Here is a 16320-nt window from a genome sequence, read left to right as displayed (position 1 = left end):
CAGCAGCCCGAGCGATCGGGCACTTGCAAGACAATGAGGGTGTCATGAGCAACGAAAGCATTAATTGGGACAAGCTGGGTTTCGACTACATCAAGACCGACAAACGCTACCTGTCCGTATGGCGCAATGGCGAGTGGGACAAGGGCACCCTGACCGAAGACAACGTACTGCACATCAGTGAAGGCTCCACGGCCCTGCACTACGGCCAGCAGTGCTTCGAAGGCCTGAAGGCCTACCGTTGCAAGGACGGCTCGATCAACCTGTTCCGCCCGGACCAGAACGCGGCCCGCATGCAGCGCAGCTGCGCACGCCTGCTGATGCCGCACGTGCCGACCGATGTGTTCATCGAAGCGTGCAAGCAAGTGGTCAAGGCCAACGAAAAGTTCGTGCCACCACACGGCAAAGGCGCCCTGTACCTGCGCCCGTTCGTGATCGGCACCGGCGACAACATTGGCGTGCGCACCGCCCCCGAGTTCATCTTCTCGGTGTTCGCCATCCCGGTTGGTTCGTACTTCAAGGGTGGCATGAAGCCGCACAGCTTCCAGATTTCCAGCTTCGACCGTGCTGCCCCGCAGGGCACCGGCGCGGCCAAGGTCGGTGGCAACTACGCTGCCAGCCTGCAGCCGGGCGCTGAAGCGAAGAAGGCCAACTTCGCCGATGCCATCTACCTCGACCCGCTGACCCACACCAAGATCGAGGAAGTCGGTTCGGCCAACTTCTTCGGCATCACCGCCAACAACGAGTTCGTTACCCCGAAATCGGCCTCGGTACTGCCAGGCATCACCCGCCTCTCGCTGATGGAGCTGGCGCAATCGCGTCTGGGCCTGACCGTGATCGAAGGCGATGTCGAGATCAGCAAGCTGGACCGTTTCGTCGAAGCCGGTGCCTGCGGTACCGCAGCCGTGATCACCCCGATCGGCGGCATCGAGTACAACGGCAAGCTGCACGTGTTCCACGACCTGGAAAAGGTCGGCCCGGTTACCCAGAAGCTCTACAACGAGCTGACCGGTATCCAGAGCGGCGATGTAGAGGCACCGGCAGGCTGGATCGTCAAGGTCGCCTGAGTCGCATCAGCTGTATGAAAACGGGGCATGCCAGTAATGGCATGCCCCGTTTTTCGTAGGTTTACACGGCCACCTTGAGGTGCGGGTTTACCCACGAATACGGTGGCGGCAGCGACGGGGAACGGCGGGTGGAAATTGGCCAGCAGGACCGGCCCTTTCGCGGGTGAACCCGCTCCTACGACGGCCTGTGTCCAATCACCAATGTGTGTCCACCCCCGATCAGGTGTAGGAGCGGGTTTACCCGCGAATACGGTAGCGGCAGCAACGGTGAACGGCGGGTGAAATTGGCCAGCAGGGCCGGCCCTTTCGCGGGTGAGCCCGCTCCTACGACGGCCTCTGTCCAACCACCGACCTGTGACCACCCCCGATCAGTGAACCGCGTCGGGTGACAGAATCATGCCAGGCGCCGCTGCACCAGCAGGTGCCGGACTTTGTCGAACGCCCAGTTGTACACCACGGTGTAGGGCAGGATGATCACGAAGAAGCCCAGCTCCACCATGAACGCCTGCAGCAGCGAAATCTCCAGCATCCAAGCCGCCACCGGCAGGCACCACACCACCAGGCCGGCTTCGAAGCCAAGACCGTGCACGAAACGCGTACCGGCCTTCCAGTTGATGCGTTCGGTTTGCACCCAGCGATCGACCAGTGCGTTGTAGACCATGTTCCACAGCATGGCGATTACCGACAGGGTCACCGCCAGCGCGCCCGCCGTTGCCAGCGACTTCCCCATGACCCAGGACAGCAGCGGCGCACACAGCAGTACTGCGAAAACTTCATAGCCAACCGCGTGGACCAGGCGTTCGGTGAAAGACACGTTTTTCATTGCAAATTCCATCCATTGCGTGAGTCGTGCTTCCCATTCTCTTTGACAGAACTGATACTCGCGATATAGCTACCATCGGTTTTATCAATACCATGCGTTACTCTCCCGAAGCTCTGGTCGCCTTTACTGAAGCCGCCTCGCTAGGTTCGTTTTCTGCGGCGGCGCGCAAGCTGCGCAAAAGCCAGTCCACCGTCAGCATCGCCATCGCCAATTTCGAGGCCGACATCGGCTGCCCGCTGTTTGATCGCAGTGGCCGCCACCCCACGCTCAATGAGGCGGGCAGGCAGGTGCTGAGCCATGTCGAGGCGATTCTCGATGCCAGCGCCCAGCTCGATGCGCTGGCAGTGCGACTGGCGCAAAATGTCGAGGCGCTGGTATCTGTGGTGATGTCGGACAGCTACAGCGTAACGTTCCAGGGGGCGGTGATGACTCGTTTCGCCCAGCACTACCCCCATACCGAGCTACGCTGCGGCCCGGCGGAGGACGCTGATGTGATCGAGATGGTCCAGCAGGGCCTGGCCCATGTCGGCATCCTTGCCACACAGCCTGGCTATCCCGCCGACGTGGCCGTGGCGCGCTTGCCGGAGCAGGCAGAGTTCGGCGTGTATGTCGCCAGCGAGCATCCGCTGGCGAACCTGGCGCAGGTACAGGCACAGCATCTGGAGAACGCGCGACAGCTGTATATCAAGACCTATGCCCCCAGCCTGCACCACGGCCGTGGCCAAGCGTGGTCGGCACCGGATTACCTGACCCTGCTGGAGTTCGCCGTGCGCGGGTTTGGCTGGGCCGAACTGCCCAGGGCGCTGGTAAAACGGTTTGGCAACGAGCTGGTGGAGTTGCAGATAGCGGGTTACCCCAGACGGGTGGATATGGATGTGGCCTGGTCGAGTCGGCGTGCATTGGGGCCGGCCGGGCAATGGCTGGTGCGACAGATGTTGGGACAATAGTTGTGTCGCCTGCCCGAACTTGAAGTGCGCCCAGACACAACAACCGGTACACCCAGCGACAAGCCTTCCCCCCACCCTGCCCCTTAGCCTGTCACCACGCGCCGCCCCGCTGCGGCACGCACCCAAAGCACAAGAACAAACGTTGGTGACCTATGCAGACAGTAGATCCGATCACCCTTGCGGTTGTCCGGGGTGCGCTGGAGACAGCGCAACGCGAAATGACCCTGACCCTGGAAAAGACCGGGCGCTCCAGTGTGTTCAACCTGGCCCACGACTATTCCAACTCGCTGTTCGACCACTTGCCGGAAATGATCCTGCAGGGCCAGGACATTCCCATCCACCTGGGCTCGCTGATCCCGGCCATGAAATGCGTGGCCGAGTTCTTCGGCGACGACATCGCCGAAGGCGACGTGATCTACCACAACGACCCCGCCTACAAGGGCAGCCATATTCTCGACTGCTGCATGTACAAACCGGTGTATTACCAAGGCGAGCTGGTGTTCTGGACCGTTTGCAAGGGCCACCTGACCGACATCGGCGGCCCGGTGCCGGCGGGCTACAACCCCGATGCCAAGGAGATCTATGCCGAGGGCCTGCGCATTCCACCGGTCAAGCTGTGGGAAAAGGGCAAGCGTCGTGAGGACGTGATCAACTTCATGCTCACCAACATGCGCGCCCGCCCTTATCAGGAAGGTGACCTCAATGCCCAGTATGGCGCCTGCAAGGTCGGCGAGCGGCACTTGCTGGAGCTGCTCGACAAATACGGCGTGGCACAGGTGCGTGCCTGCATCGCCGAACTGAAGAACATGGCCGACCGACACATGCGGGCGCTGTTGCGCGATGTGCCGGATGGAGACTACAGCGGCACCGCCGTGCTCGAAGATGCCGGCCACGGCCTGGGTGAACTGGCCATCACCGCCCATGTGCAGATCCGTGGCGACCAGGCCCATGTACGCATCGAGAGCCCGCCACAGGTGCCGTACTTCATCAATTCCTATGAGGGCAACTCCGTATCCGGAGTGTACCTGGGGCTGATGATGTTCGCCCAGGTGGCGCCGCCCTACAACGAAGGCCTGTATCGCTGCGTGACGGTCGATGTCGGCCCCAGGGGCACGCTGTGCAATGCCGAGGAACCCGCGCCCCACGTCAATTGCACCACTACGCCGATGGAAACCCTCGCCGATGCCGTGCGCACTGCGCTGGAACAGGCCTCGCCACAGCGGGTAACGGCCTCATGGGGGCATACCAGCGGTATCAACATTGCCGGCCGCGACCCGCGTAACGGCAATAGCGAGTACGTTACGATGGTGCTCGCCTCGATCATTTCCGGTGCCGGTGCCAACAAGGTGATGGATGGCTGGCACGCCTGCGGCCCGCTGTGCTGCTTCGGGGCGCTGATGAGCGGTGACATCGAGCTGCTCGAACACGCGTATCCGGTGCTGATCCACCGCTACAGCCTGATGGCCGACAGTGGTGGCGCCGGTGAGTTGCGCGGGGGTTCGGGCACCCGCCTGGAGATCGAGCCGCTGGACCACGCCATGACCGTGGTTGGCTTCGGCGAGGGCCGCCAGTTGCCCACCGCCGGTGCCGCCGGGGCTCGCAATGCCCTGCTCGAGCCCAAACTGGGCCGGCTGATCCATCGCCACGCCGATGGCCGCGAAGACCACTACACGCAGAACCCCATGCTCACCCTGCAGCCCGGCGAACGCATCATCAACATCAACCCAGGGGGTGGTGGCTACGGCGACCCGCTGCGCCGTCGGGTCGCAGCAGTACTGGAGGACGTGCGCAACGGCCTGGTCTCGCCACAAGGCGCAGCCCTGGAATATGGCGTGGTCCTCGATGCCGATGGCCAACTGGACGAAACAGCCACCCGCCTTGCCCGCGCCCCGCGCTAACCGGAGAACACGCATGCGTAACCAATATCGCCTGGGCGTAGACGCCGGCGGCACTTTCACCGATTTCATCCTGGCCGATCGCGACGGCGGCGTGCAGCTGTTCAAGGCCCCGTCCACGCCCCAGGACGGCACCCTGGCCATTCGCGCCGGCCTGGCACAGATCGCCGACGCCACCGGGCGCAGCCCGGCCGAACTGATCGCCAACTGTGACCTGTGCATCAACGGCACCACCGTAGCCCTCAATGCGCTGATCGAGCGCACCGGCGTCAAGGTGGGCCTGCTGTGCACCGAGGGGCACGAGGACAGCCTGGAAATCCGCCTGGGCCACAAAGAAGAGGGCCACCGTTACGACGCCCACTACCCGCCGGCACACATGCTTGCCCCACGCCACCTGCGCCGCCCGATCGGTGGCCGAATCCTTGGCGATGGTCGTGAGCACAGCCCGCTGGACGAAGCCGCCATCCATGCCGCCATCGACTACTTCCGTGCCGAAGGCGTGCAGGCCGTGGCCATTTCCTTCCTGTGGTCGGTGCGCAACCCCAGCCACGAACAGCGGGCCGCCGAACTGGTACGGGCTGCCCTGCCCGAGGTGTTCGTCTGCACCGGCTGCGAGGTGTTCCCGCAGATCCGCGAGTACACCCGCACCTCCACCACGGTGGTCAACGCCTACCTCAGCCCGGTAATGGCACGTTACGTGGCGCGTATCGACAGCCTGTTCCAGGAGCTTGGCGCACAGCAGCCGGTACGCTACTTCCAGTCCAATGGCGGGCTGGCGCCCGGGCACCTGATGCGTGAGCGCGCCGTCAACGCGATCAACTCTGGTCCGGCCTCAGCGCCACAAGCCGGGCTGGCGGTCGCGAGGCCGTTCGGAATCGACAACGTCATTACCGTGGACATGGGCGGCACCTCGTTCGACATCACCCTGACCAATGCCGGACGCACCAACTTCAGCAAGGACGTGGACTTCCTGCGCCAGCGCATCGGCGTGCCGATGATCCAGGTGGAGACCCTGGGTGCCGGCGGTGGCTCCATCGCCCATCTGGACGAGTTTGGCATGCTCCAGGTCGGACCGCGCAGCGCCGGCGCCATGCCTGGGCCGGTGTGCTACGGCAAGGGTGGCCGCGAACCCACGGTCACCGACGCCAACCTGGCACTTGGCTACCTGCCCGACGGCGCACTGCTGGGCGGCAGTATCCGCCTGAACCGCCAGGCCGCGCTGGACGCCATCCGGAGCAAGGTCGCCGAACCGTTGGGCATCAGTGTGGAACGCGCGGCATTCGGCATCACCACCCTGGTCAACCTGAACATGGTCAACGGCATCCGCCGCGTATCGATCGAGCGCGGTCACGACCCGCGTGACTTCGCCTTGATCGGCGCAGGCGGTGCGGCGGGCATGCATGTGGTGCGCCTGGCCGAAGAAATCGGCATGCACACCGTGCTGATCCCCAAGGTGGCCTCGGGCTTGTGTGCGTTCGGCCAGATCCTGTCCGACGTGCGCTACGACCAGCTCACCAGCCTGTCGATGCGCCTGGACGCCGGGCACGTCGACCTGGCGCAACTCAACCAGGCCCTCGCCAAACTGCGTCAGCAAGGCCTGGCCAACCTGCGCGAAGACGGCTTTGGCGACCAGGCCAGCAGCTGCCACTACACCCTGGAGATGCGCTACCTGGGGCAGATTCATGAGTGCAGTGTGGACTTGCAGCAGCACAGCATGGACGAGGCAGGGCTGGCCGCGCTGATCAGCCGCTTCCACAGCCGCCACCAGACCCTGTACTCGTACAGCGAACCCGCCAGCCCGGTGGAGCTGGTGAACCTGGAGTGCTCGGTGATCGGCCACCTGCCACGCCCGCCGCAACCCGAGCTGCAGGGGCCGGCCGAGCCCCCCGCCCCCACCGCGCAATCCGTCCGCCCGATGCTGTTCAGTGCCGATGGTGAATCGCAGCCCACACCGGTGTTCAACGGCAACCACCTGTTGCCTGGGCAGACCGTGCATGGCCCCTGCGTGATCGAGGAAGACACCACCAACATTGTCCTGCCACCCGGCTGGCAGGCGCGCCTGGAGCCTTCGGCCACCTACCGGGTGACACGCGGGGGTTGATCTTGCGGTCGGCGCGCGCCGATCATGGGCCAGATAACCGCCCGGCAGTTTTGCGCTGCCGGGCGGTTCGTACAATAACAAGAGCTGCTTGAGTAGCTTGCCTGCAGTTCCTTTTTTCAATGCTGCCCTCTTTGAAAAAGGACCCACCCCATGCCCACAGAACTCTCGACCCACGGCTGGCCACAGCCAGAGCACCAGGTACGCTGGGCCGAAGCCATCAGTGACACCTATTTTCCGCTGAGCCTTGAATTTGCTGCCGGACAGCCGTTCGATGGCCACCTGCAGCGCTGGAGTACGCCGAGCACACCGCTCAGCCTGTCGCGCCTGCGCTCCAGCCAGCTGGGTTACTCGCGCAGCAAAGCGCACATTGGCCAGGACCATGAAGCGTTCTACCTGGTGACCGTGCCGCATCGCAGCGAGGTGCACTTCGAACAGGACGGCCACCAGATCAGTTGCAGCCCGGGCGGTTTCATCGTCGAGCGCGGCGATGCACCCTACCGCTTCCACTACGGCACGCAGAACGACTTGTGGGTGCTCAAGCTGCCCGAGCGTGCACTCAAAGCCAACCTGCTGGGGCACAAGCGCTATACCCGGCATTGCTTCGATGCCCGTCAGGGCCTGGGGCGCATCTTTGTTGAGCAACTCGACCTGTGTGCCCGCCATTTCGACACCAGCCCCGCAGCCGCCCGACATTTACTGCTGGAACAGGCTTCTGCCACCCTGCTGCTGGCCTTGCAACAGGATGAGCGCGTGCTGGGCAGCGAAGGCAGCAACCTCAGCACCCTGCACCTGACGCGGGTCGAGCAGTATGTGCAGCAAAACCTGGGGGACCCCGAGCTGTCGCCACAAACCATCGCCAGCGCCTGTGGGCTGTCGCTGCGTTACCTTCACAAGCTGTTCGCGATCACACCCTACACCCTTGGCGAGTGGGTACGCCGTCAACGCCTGGAGGCCGTGCACCGGCAACTGCGCGACCCGCATTGCCACTCGGCCATCGGCGAATTGGCATTTCGCTGGGGTTTTGCCGACCAGGCGCAGTTCACCCGGGCGTTTCGCCAGCAGTATGGGTGCACGGCAAGCGAAGTGCGGGCTACGCGTACGCACTGATAAAGCAACGGAAAGTGGATGGGCCCTGTGCGTCCAGGATGCGATTTAGGTGGGCTTCCTCGGAACCGTCGATAGTCACTATCGAGCAGGGCAATTTCTACCGAACGCTGTGGCCGCATAACCTAGCTCCATCCCCTCGCTGCCTACTAGATTGCCCTGGAGCTAACCGATGAATGCCCTGGCCCGCCAGCTTTCCGCCACCCTTGTCGTTTTCGCCATCGCCGTGATCAGCGGCTGTGCCAGCCACCCTGAACTGCGCCCGTACACCGCTGAAGAAACTCGCCAGTTGCAACTGGAAGCCTTACAGCGCCGCGGCCTGTCGCTGGACAATTACGAGCAGCAACGGCGGGTGATCCTGCGTGCCGGTAACCTGCCTGTCGTGACCGAAGCTGCCGACGCTGAACCTTCGACCAAAGGCTGAACGGGCTAGCCGGCGGTTCCCTCCCTCCACTTGCGCAGGTATCCTCTACCGCTTAACCGCAAGCCTTCCAGGACGGAGACCATGATCAGGCCCCTTCTGTTGCTGAGTGCTGCGCTGCTTTTCAGCTCCGTGTCGCTAGCCCAGCAGATGAAACGCCAACTGGGCGATTTCGACTTTACACTCGGCACCACTCCCTCGCGCAGCATGGCGCAAGGGCTTATCTCACCCAGCGCCGTCGGCGCATTCCATGGTGGGCTCGACCTTAGCCACCCCAATGGCTGGTACCTGGGCCAGTACGCCCCAAGCATGGGGGTCACCCACAACTCGACCCTGCGCCTGGACAGCTACCTGGGCTACAAGCACCATTTCGACAGCAGCCTGGGCTACGAGGTAGGGTTGATCCATTACAGTCAGCCAAATATCGCAGGCCCCGACAGCTACGCCTTGTATGGGGGTATTTCGGTGCTGGGCAGCCGCTTCGGCGGAGCACTGCGTGACAACCCCGACAACCGCACGGGCACGCTGTTCGCCGACTTCGGCCATCTGCCGATGTTCGACGTCGACTTCAGCGTCAAACTTGCCCACCACCGCCTGGGCACGCCGTTCACCATTGGTGATGGCAGCCAGGTGAATACCTTTTCCGATTGGTCACTGGAATTGTCGCGGCCTTGGCTGGGCATCGACCTGAACCTGATCTACAGCAACTCCAGCCTGAGTGGCGACGGCTGCGATGCGTACTCAGGTATCAACACCTATTGCGACAGCGTGGTCACCCTCAAGGCCCAGCGCAACTTCTTCTAACGGCGCGGCGCCAGCGCCAGTGCAATACCGCCCAACACCACCACACAGGCGATCAACAAACGCAACGACACCGGCTCGCCGATCAGGGCAACCCCGCCCAGTGCGGCAATCACCGGCACACTCAGTTGCAGGGTCGCCGCCTGCTGTGCACTGACCTGCCTGACCACGCCGTACCACACGGCGTAGCCTGCGCCTGAGGCCAGCACACCCGAAGCCAGGGCATACGCCAAGCCAGGCGGCGTGAGGTGCGGGCCGGCGCCCAGCAACAGCATAGGTAGCAGCAACACCAGGCAAGGCAGGCTGCGGGCAAAATTGCCGGCAGTGTCGGCCAGCGGCCTGGGCGAGCCTTTGCCCAGTAGCGTATACACACCCCAGGCCACGCCGGACAGGGCCATCAGCAAGGCACTGGCCAACTGCGGTGCCGAAGCACCGGGCAACAGCAGCACCAGCAGGCCGGCAAAGGCGATCAGCATACCCAGAAGCATGCGTACCGTGATGTGTTCGCCTCTGTACCAGGCAAAACCGAACATGGTGATTTGTACGGCACCGAACAGCAACAACGCCCCCACCCCTGCCCCCAGTTGCAGGTACGCCGCAGAAAACAGGAACGCGTACAGGAACAGGGCCAGGCCGCCCCACCAATTGCCGCCCATGGTGTGCACCGGCTGGCGCAGGCGAATCAGCAACAGCAGGAACAGCGCACCACTGGCCAGGCGTACCATGGTGAAGGATACCGGGTCGATGGCCCCGTCTTTCAGCGCCAGCCGGCAGAACACCGAGTTGGCAGCAAATGCCACCAGGCTGAACAGCGCAGGCCAAAGCCAGGCTCTGGTCTTGCGGTCAGTATGCGTGCTCGTGCCGGTGCTCATGGTGTGGTCACCTCTGAGTGGGGTTGTTGTTATAGCGGCATTTAGTCAGGACCGGCACCGATATACAAGGAAGAGGCCACCGTGGAGGATGGCACCGTCTAAGCCGGTGTTCGCGGGTAAACCCGCTCCTACGGGCGATCACGCTGGCTTTCCAAATTTTGAGCAAGACAGTTGCTCCTACAACGCAGTGCCTGCGTGGTGGTCACTCCACGGCGGCTACAGCCTCGATTTCCACCAGCATGCCGTCCAGCGCCAGCCGGGGCACCGGTATCAACGTGCAGGTCGGTTTCATGCGCGCTCCCCAGACCCTGTCGGCCTCGGCCACCCATTGGCCCAGGCGCGCTTCGGAGTGCTCGACAATCAGCAGGGTCAGCTTGAACACCTGGGCCAGGCTGGCACCTTTCGACGCCAGGGCCAGTTCCAGGTTAGCCAGTGCCTGGCGAGCCTGTTCGGCGAAAACAGGTGACAACCGGCCATTGCTCTCCTCCCCCCCCTGGCCGGCGATGAACAGTAGACGGCTGTCAGCGCGCACTTCGGCGACATGGGAGTAGGCGTTGCCACTGGGGTCGTAGAGGCCTTCGGGGTTGCTTAGCTGGAATGCGTTTGATGGGGTCACGACAAGCCCTCGCTCGGTTGGAAGAGCGCCGGAGTATCGGACCTTAAGCTAACTCGAGGTCAAGCACGAAGTAGGACATTTCGTACAAAACACCGTCATGTCAGAACCACGCGTGTGTTTGCGCGGTGGCTGTAAGGCCGTAGGCTCTGTACGAATAGTCTTGAGACGCAGGTCAGGCAAGGCGAAAACAGCCGAGGAACAGCCGGGGTCGCGCCCGACTGTACTGGAGTACATGAGCATTCCGAGGCTGTTTTCAACGCAGCATGAACAAGTATCAAGGCTTTTCGTACAGAGCCAAGATTGCAAAGCCCGGCATGGAGGCCTTTAACCAACAAGGAAAAACCGATGAGCAAATTTGATTTTCAGCTGGCCTATACCATCAAGCCGCAGAACGCTCCACGCGATGAAACCGATGCGGCACAGGCACGTCTGCACCTGCGGGAAAAGCTCGGCCTGGACACCGTCGAGCACATTGAAACCACGCTGCTTGGCATAATCACGCTCAATAACACCACCCTCGCTGACCGCAAGCGGGAAGCTGAAAAGTTGGTCCGCGATTACATTCATGACGCACTCAGGGAATTGCGCGTACTGTCTACCGTGAAGTTCTACGGCTGCCTGATGGTGGACGGGCTGGGGCCGGCCATACGCTTCGACATCCTGCCCAAATGAACCTCGACGGCCCCAGGCGCCCCCGCGCCTGAGGCCGCAAACCTCATTTCTCCTGCAGCACCGCCCTGCCCTTCACCGCCCGCGGCCCGCGCCAGGCCCAGAACAGCAAACCGGGGAATGGTGCGTAGACCACGAAGACGATCCACAGCATCTTGCGCTCGGCGCGCCGTTCACTGCCGATGATGTGCCAGATGGCCCAGATCTCCAGCAGAATGACCAGGGCCGCGATGATGATCCAGATTGTACCGATTTCCATGAGCGCTCTCCCAATGGCATGTAATGGGTTGGGTTACTGCAAGCGCTGAGGGTTCAGATTGATTTGACTCGCCACACCTCTTTGCAGGCACGGCGATAGGGTTTCATTGCCGTGGTGCGTTCGCCAGTGCAGCCTTCAACGCCGCTGCATCGGTAAACGCCCGCTGGCTGACCAGCACGCCCTGCCGCAGTTGCAACCACTGCACCTGGCCATCCTGCCCGGGGTAACGACTGGCCACTCGCCCTTCTCGGTCGAGCAGCACCCGGTAGCTGTAATCGCGCATGGCTGGAACAGCGAACAGTTTGCTGATCAGTGCAGGCATGCGCTGAATGTCGGCCACAAATACGGCGCTGCGTGCCTCCAGGTAGCCCTTGGGCTCCTCGGCCAGTGCCGCCTTGACCAGCTTGGCACCGTCCATATCGCGTGCCACCAGCAGAATCTGCGTGTCGGCATCAAGGCTGTAGGCCTGGTCGTACTGGTCGAGCAGCGTGAACGGAGCGAGCTTGTCGCCCTGCTCCAGGGCGTTGGCCAGCAACGGCAACAGGCTGAGCAACACTACAGCGGCATATTTCATCAGGGGCATCCTCAATGACGGGAACGTCAGCATAGCGGCAAAGCATCAGGACAGGCAGGTTGCCTGAACACGACCTGTAATACGACACCGCCACCAGGGAGATTGTCTTTCCTCCGGGCACCGTCCACACTCTGCGGGCCAGCCAGGAAGCGGAGTCCAGAGTGCCCACGCCACGCCAGTTCAGCAAAAAGACCAGCACCAGCAACATGCTACGGCTGAAAACAAGCAGCGCCAATGTCCAGGCGCCCTATCGAGTCGACTTTATCCTGCTCGAACACTTCTCGATGGCCAGTTTCACTGTGGCCATGGACGTGCTGGTCACGGCTAACCTGCTACGTGCCGACAGTTTCCAGTTCACTCCGCTGTCGCTGGACGGAGACCGGGTGCTCAGCGACCTGGGGCTGGAGCTGGTAGCCACCGAGCTGTCCGCTGCGGCACTGAAGGAGCTGGACCTGTTGGTGGTCTGTGGCGGCTTGCGCACCCCCCTGAAGTACCCGGAACTCGATCGCCTGCTGGACGATTGCGCGGCCCACGGCATGGCCTTGGGCGGCTTGTGGAACGGCGCCTGGTTCCTTGGCCGCGCCGGGGCACTGGACGACTACGGTTGCAGCATCCACCCCGAGCAACGCGCCAGCCTGTCCGAACGCAGCCCGCAAACCCGCATCACCCCGGCCAGCTTCACCCTCGACCGTGACCGCCTCAGCGCCGCCAGCCCCAATGGCGCCATGGAGCTGATGCTGGGCCTGGTGCGCCGGCTGTACGGTGATGGCCTGGCCGAAGGCGTCGAGGAAATCCTGTCATTTTCCGGAGCGCGCTACCGCCAGGTGGGTCCAGGGGCGAAGAAGTCCATGAGCCTGCACCTGCGCACCATTGTCGAGCTGATGGAAAATAACCTGGAGGAAACCCTCAGCCTCGACCAGTTGGCCGCCTATAGCGGGCGCTCGCGGCGGCAGATCGACCGCCTGTTCCAGGCCCAGCTGGGCACGTCGCCCCGGCGCTATTACATGGAGCTGCGCATCACCAAGAGCCGCCGGCTGCTGCAGTATTCCGACCTGTCGGTGATGGAAGTGGCAGTGGCCTGCGGGTTTGTCTCGGTGTCGCACTTCAGCAAATGCTATGCGGCGTATTTCGGCTACCCGCCGTCGCGCGAGCAACGGCTGGGCGAGTGACCCAGGCTTCGAGTCAGCCCAGGCGCTCGAGCAATCTCAGGTACGCGGCTCGAGCTGGATATACCGCAATACCGCATCACAGATCATGGCTTTGTGGCGCAGTTTTATTTGCTCATCCGACAGGTCGATCTGGAAGATCTCGCCAAACGTATGGCGGTTCGACACCCGGTAGAAGCAGAACGAGCTCATCAGCATGTGCAGGTCGATGACCTCGATGCCGGCGCGGAACACGCCTTCCTGAACGCCACGGCGCAGGGTGTTGCCCAAGGCCTCCAGCACCAGGCTGCTCATTTCGCGAATGGCCGGCGACTGCTTGACGTACTCGCCATAGTGGATGTTTTCGGTGCAGATGATGCGCACGAAATCCACGTTGCGGTCGTGGTGATCGAAGGTGAACTCCACCAGCCGACGAATCGCCTGCTCAGCCGGCAACGACTCCAGGTCCAGGCTCTGCTCGGTCTTGCGGATATCCCCGTACAACTTCACCAGGCACTCGCAATACAACTGCTCTTTGCTGCCGAAGTAGTAGTAGATCATGCGCTTGGAAGTGGCGGTGCGTTCGGCGATGGCGTCGACGCGGGCGCCGGCCAGCCCTTGCTGAACGAACTCGTTGATGGCGGCCTGGAGGATGTCCTCGCGTGTTTTCTCAGGGTTGTTCTTGCGCGTTTTGCGCACCCCTTCGGTTTCAGGCTGGCCGAGGCCGACTACGGAATCACTCATACCCACTCACAGGCTGTTTATTGGAATGCGGGGGATTATCCGTTAGCGCGGCCATGCAGGGAAGCGCGCTGTTGGTCGGGTAGCCATGATGCCTTGGGCTCGAGCAGCGCGGTCAGCCTGCGGGCACTGATCATCAGCCAGGCGCACAGTCAGTTACGCTGGGCAGTCACAGTCGCGGGCGCCGGCGCGGGAGTCAGGCGCAGCACGCGGTTACGCCCACCTTCAGCGAGCAGATAACCCCCGATACCATCGGCGATGATCGCCTGGGGAGCCTTGAGGAAAGTCAGCACCGTTTGCTGGCTGCCATCGGCATCGATGCGCAGCAGGCGCGCACGGTGTGTGTTGTCCTCGCTGATCCATAGGCCACGTTGATCACAATACAAGAACGTAGGGTTACGCAGACCGTCGACCACCACCGGGTCGCTGCCATCGTCGGACAGGGAGCGGACCCTGCCATTGGCCTTTTCGGTGTACAGCAGGCGGCCGTCGCTGCAGCGGGTCAGGCCTTCGGTTTCGGTCAGGCCGGACCGCAGTACATCCAGCTGCCCGCTGCTCCAGTCATAGCGCATCAGGCGACCATTGCCCTTGCGGTCTTCGATGGCATAAAGATAGTTGCCTTCGTTCCAGAGGCCTTGCACGCTCTCGCCGTCGAACAGCCGGGTGACCTGGCCATCGCGGGACAGGCTGACAGGTGCCAGGCCACCTTCCTGGCTGAACACCCAGCCACCCTGTGCCGCGACCATACCATCGGGCTTGGACAGGTTATCGATCAGCACGACGCGCTCGCCCGTAGCCGTGATCTTGAGGATGCTGCCCCGGCCGTCATCCAGTTCACGGCTGACCAGCAGGCTGCCATCCGCTTGCGGTAACAGCGAGGCGGCTTTGGTTACGTCGCGATGCAACACCTCAACATCCCAGCCGGTAGCGGCCTGGACCGGGTAGAAACTCTGCCACGCGAAGAAGCCCAAGGTGGCCGCGAGCAGCCCGGAGGTGGCAGTCAAGGCGATGCGGGCGCTGCGCTTGCGCAGGATGTGCGGCATGAAGGGGCTCCTCGGAATCGTTGCGGATCCTAGCAAGCGAATGTGAAAAAAAAGTCGAAAGCTGCACAAACGGGCGCTGCAGGACCCACCGATCTCAGCCCATGGCGCCTCCAACAACGATAGGCACCCAGCCACTAAAAACTAAATGATATAAAAATAACCAAACAATCTAACAAACTGGAATATATAAATTGAAAGCCAAACGCCACCTCCTTAATCTGGGCAGATCGCCTCTCACCCGATTCAAGGAGCAATGCCCATGCCCAAACATGCCTTCTCCCCACTACGCCGTCTGCTGATCGGCAGTTTACTGGCCAGCGTCGCCAGCGCCTTGCTGCCCTGGTCCGAAGCCATTGCAGACGACACCCGGACACTGCGCATCGGCTACCAGAAATTCAACAGCATCAACATCCTCAAAGGCAGCGGCGCCCTGGAGAAGGCCCTGGCACCGCAAGGTGTGAAGGTCAGCTGGCATGAGTTCGCCGCCGGCCCCCAGCTACTGGAGGCACTGAGCACCGGCGCCATCGACCTCGGCCACGCAGCCGATGCCCCCTCGGTGTTCGCCCAGGCCGCCGGCAAGCCTGTGGTCTACCTGGCCGCCGAACAACCCTACCCACGCGGCATTGGCCTGGTCGTGCGCGAGCAAGACCACCTGGCCAGTGTGCAGGACCTGAAAGGCAAGCGCGTGGCCACCGGCCGCGGCTGGAATGCCCAATACCTGCTGGCCGTAGCCCTGCAGCAGGCTGGCCTCAGTTACAAGGACATTACCCCCGCCTACGTTAACAATGCCGCCGATGCCGTGGCCGCCCTGCAATTGGGCAGTGTGCAGGCCGTGACCCTTTGGGACCCGTTCCTCGCCGCCGCAGAAAGCCAGCCAGGGTTGAGAAACCTGCGCGACGGCAGCGGCCTGTCCAACAACCGCACCTTCTACCTGTCCACAGCCCGCTATGCCGACGAGCACCGTGCACTGCTGAAAACCTTCTTTGCCGAGCTGGGCAAGGTCAGCCAGTGGGCCAACGCCAAGCCTGCCGAAGTTGCCGCGCTGCTGGCACCGCAGTTGGGGATCAGCACCCAGGTGCTGGAAGCGGCCAGCGAACGGCGCAACTACAACGCCGTCGCTATCACCCCGCAGATCGTTGCCGAACAACAGAAGCTGGCGGACACCTTCCAGGGCCTGGGCCTGATTCCACGCAAGCTACAGGTGGCCGAAGCGGTCTACCCGGCTTCCGTGTTGCCTTGAACGGA

The 16320-nt window shown here is 62.7% G+C and carries 17 protein-coding genes; 10 read left to right on the top strand and 7 right to left on the bottom strand.

Annotated features, from left to right (window positions below; translation table 11 throughout):
• The first annotated feature begins 44 nt into the window (after positions 1–44).
• Positions 45–1064: a branched-chain amino acid aminotransferase gene (locus tag ACYCCG_RS21330; protein WP_176683341.1), complete on the top strand. Its 1020-nt coding sequence runs from the start codon at positions 45–47 to the stop codon at positions 1062–1064.
• Between the two features lie 394 nt (positions 1065–1458).
• Here ACYCCG_RS21330 and ACYCCG_RS21325 read toward each other — a convergent pair whose 3' ends face one another.
• Positions 1459–1887 carry a multidrug/biocide efflux PACE transporter gene (locus ACYCCG_RS21325; RefSeq protein WP_209965499.1) on the bottom strand — a complete coding sequence of 143 codons (429 nt, stop codon included), beginning with the start codon at positions 1885–1887 and terminating at the stop codon, positions 1459–1461.
• A gap of 92 nt (positions 1888–1979) precedes the next feature.
• Between ACYCCG_RS21325 and ACYCCG_RS21320 the strand changes: the two genes are divergently transcribed.
• From ACYCCG_RS21320 to ACYCCG_RS21295, 6 genes are all read left to right on the top strand, one after another.
• Positions 1980–2834 (top strand): LysR family transcriptional regulator, encoded by an 855-nt coding sequence (locus ACYCCG_RS21320; protein ID WP_209965497.1) that lies wholly within the window; start codon positions 1980–1982, stop codon positions 2832–2834.
• A gap of 152 nt (positions 2835–2986) precedes the next feature.
• Positions 2987–4732: a caprolactamase subunit beta gene (gene capB, locus ACYCCG_RS21315; RefSeq protein ID WP_012052132.1), complete on the top strand. Its 1746-nt coding sequence runs from the start codon at positions 2987–2989 to the stop codon at positions 4730–4732.
• A 13-nt stretch (positions 4733–4745) separates the two neighbouring features.
• The gene (gene capA, locus ACYCCG_RS21310; protein ID WP_209965496.1) at positions 4746–6830 is read left to right on the top strand and encodes a caprolactamase subunit alpha; all 2085 of its coding nucleotides are present in this window, start codon (positions 4746–4748) and stop codon (positions 6828–6830) included.
• A 150-nt stretch (positions 6831–6980) separates the two neighbouring features.
• A complete protein-coding gene (locus ACYCCG_RS21305; protein ID WP_209965493.1) occupies positions 6981–7937 on the top strand; it encodes an AraC-like ligand-binding domain-containing protein in 957 nt (318 codons plus the stop codon).
• Between the two features lie 169 nt (positions 7938–8106).
• Positions 8107–8358 (top strand): hypothetical protein, encoded by a 252-nt coding sequence (locus ACYCCG_RS21300; RefSeq protein WP_459671676.1) that lies wholly within the window; start codon positions 8107–8109, stop codon positions 8356–8358.
• Positions 8359–8439: 81 nt separating this feature from the next.
• Positions 8440–9159 (top strand): TorF family putative porin, encoded by a 720-nt coding sequence (locus ACYCCG_RS21295; protein ID WP_252458426.1) that lies wholly within the window; start codon positions 8440–8442, stop codon positions 9157–9159.
• Here the strand turns inward: ACYCCG_RS21295 and ACYCCG_RS21290 are convergent.
• Positions 9156–10028 carry a DMT family transporter gene (locus tag ACYCCG_RS21290; RefSeq protein ID WP_252458425.1) on the bottom strand — a complete coding sequence of 291 codons (873 nt, stop codon included), beginning with the start codon at positions 10026–10028 and terminating at the stop codon, positions 9156–9158. The genes ACYCCG_RS21295 and ACYCCG_RS21290 overlap by 4 nt on opposite strands.
• Before the next feature lie 202 nt (positions 10029–10230).
• Entirely contained in the window at positions 10231–10644 is a 414-nt protein-coding gene (locus tag ACYCCG_RS21285; protein ID WP_252458424.1) for a RidA family protein, read from the bottom strand.
• Positions 10645–10989: 345 nt separating this feature from the next.
• Between ACYCCG_RS21285 and ACYCCG_RS21280 the strand changes: the two genes are divergently transcribed.
• Complete coding sequence (locus ACYCCG_RS21280) at positions 10990–11316, top strand: hypothetical protein (RefSeq protein WP_252459092.1); 327 nt, start codon at positions 10990–10992, stop codon at positions 11314–11316.
• Positions 11317–11359: 43 nt separating this feature from the next.
• Here ACYCCG_RS21280 and ACYCCG_RS21275 read toward each other — a convergent pair whose 3' ends face one another.
• Positions 11360–11572, bottom strand: a complete 213-nt coding sequence (locus ACYCCG_RS21275) for a PLDc N-terminal domain-containing protein (RefSeq protein ID WP_003247877.1) — start codon at positions 11570–11572, stop codon at positions 11360–11362.
• 103 nt (positions 11573–11675) lie between these two features.
• A complete protein-coding gene (locus ACYCCG_RS21270) occupies positions 11676–12146 on the bottom strand; it encodes an FAD/FMN-containing dehydrogenase (protein WP_459671672.1) in 471 nt (156 codons plus the stop codon).
• Positions 12147–12307: 161 nt separating this feature from the next.
• Here ACYCCG_RS21270 and ACYCCG_RS21265 point away from each other — a divergent pair, with 161 nt between their 5' ends.
• On the top strand, positions 12308–13315 hold the full coding sequence (locus ACYCCG_RS21265) for a GlxA family transcriptional regulator (protein WP_252459094.1): 1008 nt from the start codon (positions 12308–12310) through the stop codon (positions 13313–13315).
• 36 nt (positions 13316–13351) lie between these two features.
• On the opposite strand, the gene ACYCCG_RS21260 is transcribed toward ACYCCG_RS21265, so the two are convergent.
• Together ACYCCG_RS21260 and ACYCCG_RS21255 are read right to left on the bottom strand one after the other, a co-directional pair.
• The gene (locus tag ACYCCG_RS21260; RefSeq protein WP_004577026.1) at positions 13352–14035 is read right to left on the bottom strand and encodes a TetR/AcrR family transcriptional regulator; all 684 of its coding nucleotides are present in this window, start codon (positions 14033–14035) and stop codon (positions 13352–13354) included.
• 149 nt (positions 14036–14184) lie between these two features.
• Positions 14185–15075 (bottom strand): NHL repeat-containing protein, encoded by an 891-nt coding sequence (locus ACYCCG_RS21255; protein ID WP_252459096.1) that lies wholly within the window; start codon positions 15073–15075, stop codon positions 14185–14187.
• Between the two features lie 259 nt (positions 15076–15334).
• On the opposite strand from ACYCCG_RS21255, the gene ACYCCG_RS21250 reads away from it, so the two are divergent.
• Complete coding sequence (locus ACYCCG_RS21250; RefSeq protein ID WP_459671669.1) at positions 15335–16315, top strand: aliphatic sulfonate ABC transporter substrate-binding protein; 981 nt, start codon at positions 15335–15337, stop codon at positions 16313–16315.
• Positions 16316–16320: the final 5 nt, after the last annotated feature.

It is taken from the genome of Pseudomonas sp. VEM90 (assembly GCF_054611535.1).
This window is presented reverse-complemented; position numbering and strand designations above follow the sequence as displayed.

Excerpts from the sequence above, each read along its gene's own strand:
- ACYCCG_RS21330 (WP_176683341.1), top strand. The coding sequence starts at position 45 with ATGAGCAACGAAAGCATTAATTGGGACAAGCTGGGTTTCGACTACATC.
- ACYCCG_RS21325 (WP_209965499.1), bottom strand. The coding sequence starts at position 1,887 with ATGAAAAACGTGTCTTTCACCGAACGCCTGGTCCACGCGGTTGGCTAT.
- ACYCCG_RS21320 (WP_209965497.1), top strand. The coding sequence starts at position 1,980 with ATGCGTTACTCTCCCGAAGCTCTGGTCGCCTTTACTGAAGCCGCCTCG.
- capB (WP_012052132.1), top strand. The coding sequence starts at position 2,987 with ATGCAGACAGTAGATCCGATCACCCTTGCGGTTGTCCGGGGTGCGCTG.
- capA (WP_209965496.1), top strand. The coding sequence starts at position 4,746 with ATGCGTAACCAATATCGCCTGGGCGTAGACGCCGGCGGCACTTTCACC.
- ACYCCG_RS21305 (WP_209965493.1), top strand. The coding sequence starts at position 6,981 with ATGCCCACAGAACTCTCGACCCACGGCTGGCCACAGCCAGAGCACCAG.
- ACYCCG_RS21300 (WP_459671676.1), top strand. The coding sequence starts at position 8,107 with ATGAATGCCCTGGCCCGCCAGCTTTCCGCCACCCTTGTCGTTTTCGCC.
- ACYCCG_RS21295 (WP_252458426.1), top strand. The coding sequence starts at position 8,440 with ATGATCAGGCCCCTTCTGTTGCTGAGTGCTGCGCTGCTTTTCAGCTCC.
- ACYCCG_RS21290 (WP_252458425.1), bottom strand. The coding sequence starts at position 10,028 with ATGAGCACCGGCACGAGCACGCATACTGACCGCAAGACCAGAGCCTGG.
- ACYCCG_RS21280 (WP_252459092.1), top strand. The coding sequence starts at position 10,990 with ATGAGCAAATTTGATTTTCAGCTGGCCTATACCATCAAGCCGCAGAAC.
- ACYCCG_RS21275 (WP_003247877.1), bottom strand. The coding sequence starts at position 11,572 with ATGGAAATCGGTACAATCTGGATCATCATCGCGGCCCTGGTCATTCTG.
- ACYCCG_RS21270 (WP_459671672.1), bottom strand. The coding sequence starts at position 12,146 with ATGAAATATGCCGCTGTAGTGTTGCTCAGCCTGTTGCCGTTGCTGGCC.
- ACYCCG_RS21260 (WP_004577026.1), bottom strand. The coding sequence starts at position 14,035 with ATGAGTGATTCCGTAGTCGGCCTCGGCCAGCCTGAAACCGAAGGGGTG.
- ACYCCG_RS21255 (WP_252459096.1), bottom strand. The coding sequence starts at position 15,075 with ATGCCGCACATCCTGCGCAAGCGCAGCGCCCGCATCGCCTTGACTGCC.
- ACYCCG_RS21250 (WP_459671669.1), top strand. The coding sequence starts at position 15,335 with ATGCCCAAACATGCCTTCTCCCCACTACGCCGTCTGCTGATCGGCAGT.